Source organism: Verrucomicrobiia bacterium (genome assembly GCA_019634635.1).
GTDB lineage: Bacteria > Verrucomicrobiota > Verrucomicrobiia > Limisphaerales > UBA9464 > UBA9464.
In genome coordinates, this window is sequence record JAHCBB010000067.1 from 1 (window position 1) to 6,110 (window position 6,110).

Annotated in this window: 4 protein-coding genes; 1 reads left to right on the forward strand and 3 read right to left on the reverse strand. The window is 64.7% G+C overall.

Annotation, left to right across the window (positions count from 1 at the left end; all coding sequences use genetic code 11):
* Both KF791_20755 and KF791_20760 read right to left on the reverse strand, forming a co-directional pair.
* Positions 1 to 543: a hypothetical protein gene (locus KF791_20755; GenBank protein MBX3735014.1), complete on the reverse strand. Its 543-nt coding sequence runs from the start codon at positions 541 to 543 to the stop codon at positions 1 to 3.
* Positions 544 to 763: 220 nt separating this feature from the next.
* A complete protein-coding gene (locus KF791_20760; GenBank protein MBX3735015.1) occupies positions 764 to 1,198 on the reverse strand; it encodes a hypothetical protein in 435 nt (144 codons plus the stop codon).
* Between the two features lie 478 nt (positions 1,199 to 1,676).
* Between KF791_20760 and KF791_20765 the strand changes: the two genes are divergently transcribed.
* Entirely contained in the window at positions 1,677 to 2,237 is a 561-nt protein-coding gene (locus KF791_20765) for a sigma-70 family RNA polymerase sigma factor (GenBank protein MBX3735016.1), read from the forward strand.
* Positions 2,238 to 2,370: 133 nt separating this feature from the next.
* Here the strand turns inward: KF791_20765 and KF791_20770 are convergent, their stop codons facing one another.
* Entirely contained in the window at positions 2,371 to 5,844 is a 3,474-nt protein-coding gene (locus tag KF791_20770; protein ID MBX3735017.1) for a serine/threonine protein kinase, read from the reverse strand.
* Between the last annotated feature and the right edge of the window lie 266 nt (positions 5,845 to 6,110).

The following is a 6,110-nucleotide window of genomic DNA, read 5'->3' on the forward strand; positions in this document are numbered from 1 at the left end:
TTAGTTCCGCTGCAGGCTGAAGTAGGCGGTGGCACTGTTTCCCGTGGTCCCGGGACGCCCCGGACCCGCCACGGCGGAGATCTCCGACTTGTCGGATTCGAACACCAATAGAACCAGGTCCGCGCGGTACTCATTGCGGAGGGATGGACCCGAGCTGCCGGCCAGGTTCGGCAGGTCCGTGAAGGCGGAGCCCGTTTCCACCAAGGGTGACTGCAGGATGGACACGGGGTTCAGCCGGATAAAGGTGCGGCTGTTGGCATGGATCTGATTGGCGACATCGAAGCCGTCCATGATCGCCGACTTCAACGCGTCCACACCTCCGGCGCCATCCCGGGCGGCCGTGGTGTAGAGCACCAGAATATCCACCTCCACCGGCGATGTCTCCGCAGCGCGGGCTCTGGCGATGCGGTGCGGGCTCGCAGGAGGGGCCGTTGTGGGTTGAGGCGCCCACGGAGCCCATTCGCTGGAGCCGGCGCCGATGGCGTGGAGGGTGACGGTGGCCAGGGAGGCCAGGGAGAGAAGGCGATGTTTCAGGGAGTACATGGTCAACCCCCTACTTGGGAAGGCGCGGGAGAAAGTCACACATTGGGTGTCCGGGAGGGACGAAGTGTCCGAGCCCCCATATCAACCCCCGCGCCCGTGGACCCACGACGGGGAACGAGGAAAGCCCAACGCGCAATGCTTCCACCGTTCCACGCAGCCCCTCCGCACGCGCTGCGGGGGAGGTCAGGGACTCGCAAAGCTCGTCCCTCCGGGAGAAGGGTCAGAACGTGAACTGCATGCCGCCGCGGACGACGCAGGTGAGGCCAAAGTCGAACTCGGCCTCGTAGTTCAGCCCCTGAATGCGCAGTGCACCGTTCCGGGGCCACTCCGCGCTGCCGTAGAGGCCGATCCACTCGCGGACCCAGTAGGTCGCACGCACCTGCATGTAGGCCCCGGGCAGCCAGTCGCCCTCGTTCTGGCTAACCTTTTGGGCGGTATTCGGGATGAGCGGCGAGGAATAGACGCTCGTCTGCGTGAAATCGGCGTTGCCGTACGCGTAGATGGACGTCAATACAAGGCTGGCGCTGGTGGCGAACGTCGACGTGATCGGCACCAGAGACCACCCGCCAAAACGGCCGGTGTAGAAGTCGGCGTTGAGATCGGTGGACAGCGAGGTGGTCGCCAGCGCGTTACTGATACTATTGATGGATCGCATGAGGGGTGTCAGCCGAGCGGACTCGGTTCAAGGTTGGGGTGCACATGAAAACACGTTCCAAATCCACGTCTACCGGATCGGCAAACACAGCCTCGACAACAGCGGCCTTCGAGGAGCGATCCGCAAGCCCCTGGACAGACCCGAAGCCGGCGAGGTCCTACCGGCAAATCAAGCTGGCGTTGGACGTCCAGTCCGGGGACCGCTTGGTCGAGGGGGCGAAGCCGCAACCGCCACAAGAAACCCGCAGGGACAGGACAGCAGTTCAGGTTTCTTTTGTGGTTCCCCCCTTTCGCGGACACCGGGGTCACCCCTCTCCCGGCGCCCATCCGGAGCGCCGACGATCATTCTGCCTCCTCCGCTTTCCTCCTGCTGCACGCGGCAGCGCTCACGTCCTGCGGGTCGGCTCCAGTCAGTGGCGAAGTTCCTAGCCTCGAAACCGTGCGCACATTGTCAATGTTACAGACCCCATTGGCTCCTAATGAACGACCTCACTGAGATCCTGGCCGCCGTCCGCGCCGGTGACGACGGGGCGGCGGAACGGCTGTTCGACCGGATCTATGCCGAACTGCGTCAGGTCGCGGCGCATAAGATGGCCCGTGAAGCTGCCGGCCACACGCTCCAGCCCACCGCACTGGTCCACGAGGCGTGGTTGCGCCTCGGAGCCGACATCCAGCCGCACTGGCAGAGCCGCGCCCACTTCTTTTCCGCGGCGGCCGAGGCCATGCGGCGAGTCCTCGTGGATCGCGCCCGGCGCAAGCAGGCGCAGCGGCGAGGTCAGGGGGCGGAGCATGTTGATCTCGAAGGGCTGCAGCTCGCCAGCCCGGCGGAGGACGACCAACTGCTGGCACTCAACGAGGCCCTCGAACGTTTCGCCCGATCGCACCCTCCCAAGGCCGAGTTGGTGAAGCTGCGTTACTTTGTCGGGCTGACCATTGAGCAGGCCGCGGACGTGCTCAACATCTCGGAGCCGACCGCGAAGCGGTGGTGGGCCTACGCCAAGGCCTGGCTGTTCAGCGAGCTTCGCCAGCCCGGCCCATGACGCCCGCCACACGGCAGCCGTTGCCAGGCTCGGCTTCCGCAGATTGAAGTCGCCGACCTCGGGAGGACTGCCCGATCGGCGATCGGACACCATCGCATCACGAGTTCATGCGGGAGACGTGTTTACAACCCGTTCACGGAGCCTTGGCGCTCGAAGCCTCCCGTGCCTCCTCGGCAGCAATCTCCTCCCAGGTGGGGGCGGTCCAGACAAACAGGCCGAAGCCTTGCTCCAACGCCGCCAGGCGGTTGCCATCCGGGGAGAATTCCATCCGGTCAAACCCAAGATCCCCACCGGCGAGGGTCAGCAGTTCCATTTGGGTGACCACATCCCAAACGCGTACGGCGTCCCTCCCGACGCTGCCGGTGGCCAGTCGGCGGCTGTCCGGCGAAAAGGCGAGGCCATGGGCACCCAGCAAATGCTGACGAAACTCGCCCCGGATCTCGCGACCCGGCCAGGACCAAAGTGTTGCCATCCCAATGGGAACGTAGCTGCTGGCAGCAAGCCATTGTCCGTCCGGACTGAAGGAGAACCGGTCAACCTTCCGGCTGGTGTCGAAACCCGCGACAAGTTCTCGCCGGACAATGTCCCAGACCTCAAACCGGTTGCTGCGAACCAACAGGACCGCGTCGGCATTGGGCACCGGTTCCATATGGTATCCGGCGCCAGTGGCAAGGAGGGTGGGCGGTTGGGCGGAATTCGTTCCCCAGGCAAGGACCTGATTTCCCACCAGCACCAGCCAGCCGGCGCCGCCAAACCGATACCGAACATCAAGAACACGCGTTGAGCCGGCATGAGCATCGGAAAGCCGTCGCCGTTCGACAAGATCCCATTCCTGAAGCTGGCCGTCGTCGAACCCGATCAGAATCTGCCGCTTGTCCGCCGCGAGTCGCGCACAACTCGCGTTCGTAAGTCCCAGTGGGATGTGCCGGGTGGGAGCTTGATTCGTTCCGTCCCAGAAGAGCACAAAGCCGTCGGCGCTTACGGTCACAAGGGTCCGGCTGTTTTCCAGGAACCCCGCCAGTTCACCAGCCCTCGATGCGGTCCGCGACGCTTGGCGGGGATTGGTATGACCCACCGGCCAGGATCGGATCGTGCCATCCTTGCTGGCGCTGATGAGCCGTTTCCCATCCGCACTGAACGCCAGGCTCCACACCTCGCCAAGGTGCCCCCGCAAGACCCCGACACAGGTGCCGTTCGCCCAATCCCAAAGGCGAACCGTCTGATCGGCGCTGGCCGATGCCAGCAGGCGGTTGTCGGGCGAAAAGGCCAGCTGATGAAGGTAGGCCCGATGCCCCTCGAGGCGACGGATCAATGCGCCGGATCCGACGTCCCAGAGCTTGATCTCCGTATCGAGTCCGAAGGCTCCCGTGGCCAAGACCTGACCATCCCGGGAGAGCGTGATCGTGCTGATCATTCCGGGCGTGGCCGAGATTATCGGGCGGGTTGCGACACCCTCCGTCGCCGTCATCGCCTTGCCCCAACCGGTGTCCGACTCCGACTGCTCGTCATTGAAGCCAATCGCCTGGGTTTGGCCGTCTCGGGACAATGACAATGCGTAGGACAAACTGTTGGTCTGAATCCACGAGCGTACCTGGCGGCCATTCTTCGATTCATAAAGCGTTGAACCGGTCCGGCCATCGAGTACCCCGAGATGCTGACCGTCGCCGCTGAAGACAACCGTCATGACACCCTCGCCCGCCGGAAGCTGAAATCGATTGGTCCTCTGCTCCCAATCCCACACGGTGACGGCACACCGGTTTTCGGCCAGGCGTTCATGGAAGGCCAGGAGAGGCTCAGTGGGTGAGAACGCCATGATGCGGAAGGTGGTGCCACGGTAGCCCGCCCCCTTCGTGCGCAACTCCACCCCACGCGTGGCGAGGTTCATCAGCTCCACGGAACCCTCCTGGTCCGTGTACGCGATCCGGTCGCCTCCCGGCGAGATGGCCACCGAAGTCAGCGCGTCGGGCTGCTGGACAAGGATCTCATGCGCGTCAGGCCGGGCCAGTCCCCACAGGTACCGCCACTCCCAGCCGCGAAGATCCCGCTCGCCCGGCTGAGGGCGCTGGCCGATCAACAGGTTGCGCGTTCGACCGAGGTCGTCCTGCGCCAATGCCTGTTGGGCCAGCACAATGGCCGCCGCGTAGGCCCGACGGCGGGAATCCAACTGATTCGCCTCGGCCGCAATCCGCTGCTGGTCGGCCCGGACCCGCTCCGCCTGCGCCAACCGGCGCTGGGACTCCTCCGCGGCCCGGGCGGCTTCGGCGTGCCGGAGGGCCGCGCGGGTGCGATGACCCGAGACGAGGGTGAAGACGAGGGCCACCGCCAACACCACCACCACGGCGGCTCCGGCGCTGTAGGCAAGCCGGTTCCTCCGCCACGCCTTTTGAAGACGGTAGGCGGTGCTCGGCGGACGGGCGGTGACGGGTTCATTATCCAGATGACGTCGGAGATCGGCCGCCAGCCCGTTTGCCGTCTCGTAGCGTCTCGAACGATCCTTCTCCAGGCACTTCATCACGATCCAGTCCAGGTCGCCCCGGACCAGATGGGTGAGCTGGGCGGACTCGACAGCCCTTCGCTGGGCCGTGGTCGTCAGTTCCTGCCCGGAAAGAGTGGCGAGGCGCGTGGACGGGCGCGCCGGTTCCACCTCCCGGATCGTCCGGCGCATGCCGTCAATCCCCTGGGACATCAGTTCCTTCGGATCAAACGGCGGGCGCCCGGTCAGGACCTCGTACAACAGCACTCCCAGACTGTAGATGTCGCTCCGGGTATCGATGTCGAGTCCGCTCATCTCCGCCTGCTCCGGGCTCATGTAGGCCGGCGTGCCGATGAACTGGTGCAGCTGGGTGTAGACGGTATGGTCGGTCAGCCTTCCCTCCGTCGCCTTTGCGATGCCAAAGTCGATCACCTTGGGCACCGGAACCCCGTCATGCAGCGTCACCAGAATGTTCGACGGTTTGATGTCCCGGTGGATGATGCCCTTCTGGTGGGCGTGTTGAATCGCCTGGCAGACCTTGATGAAGAGATCCAGCCGGGCCCGGGTGTTCAGGTGGTTCTGGTCGCAGTAGTCCGTGATCCGGATGCCGCGGACCAACTCCATCACGAAGTACGGTCGGCCGGAGCCGGTCGCACCGGCGTCCAGCACCTTGGCGATGTTGGGATGATCCATCAGCGCCAACGCCTGGCGCTCTGCCTCGAAGCGGGCGATCACCGCCTTGGTTTCCATGCCCCGCTTGATGATCTTGAGCGCCACCCGACGGCGAACGGGCTCAGTCTGTTCGGCCACATACACCACGCCGCAGCCGCCTTCGCCCAGTTTTTCCAGCAGCTTGTATCGACCGAGGGTCTCGCCCGCCGCCTCCTCCACCGGCAGCAGAAACTCGGGCAGAGCCGACGACAGGGAGGTCTGTCGTACCGTCGCCAGCGGATTGGCGGTTGCATCGTGCGCCCTCAGCAAGGCCTCCACCCGCTCCTGCAATGCCAAGTCCCCCAGGCAAGCCGCTACCAAAAACGCCTTGCGGTCCGCCTCCGCCTGCTCCAGGGCGGCCGCAAACAACCGTTCCTCCGATGTGAGGTTGTTGCCCAAAGGGATATCGTTCGGCGGCTTCATTTCAAAGACTCATGCGCAACGCCATCAAGAAAGGGATCACCAACGTGTGATGTCTGCCCCGGTTTACACCGCGCGGCAGCAGTCTCGCGACGGACAGGGCTCCAAGGGACAGGACGCTAGCCCCCGGACGCTAGCCCCACCCTTGGCGGATGGGATCCCGCCATTTGCGATGGGGGAGCTTGAGGGGCGGGGGGACCAAAGGGGACAGGACAACTATCAGTGAATCTGGACGGGACGACCTTGGAAGGGGCAATGGGGACAGGACA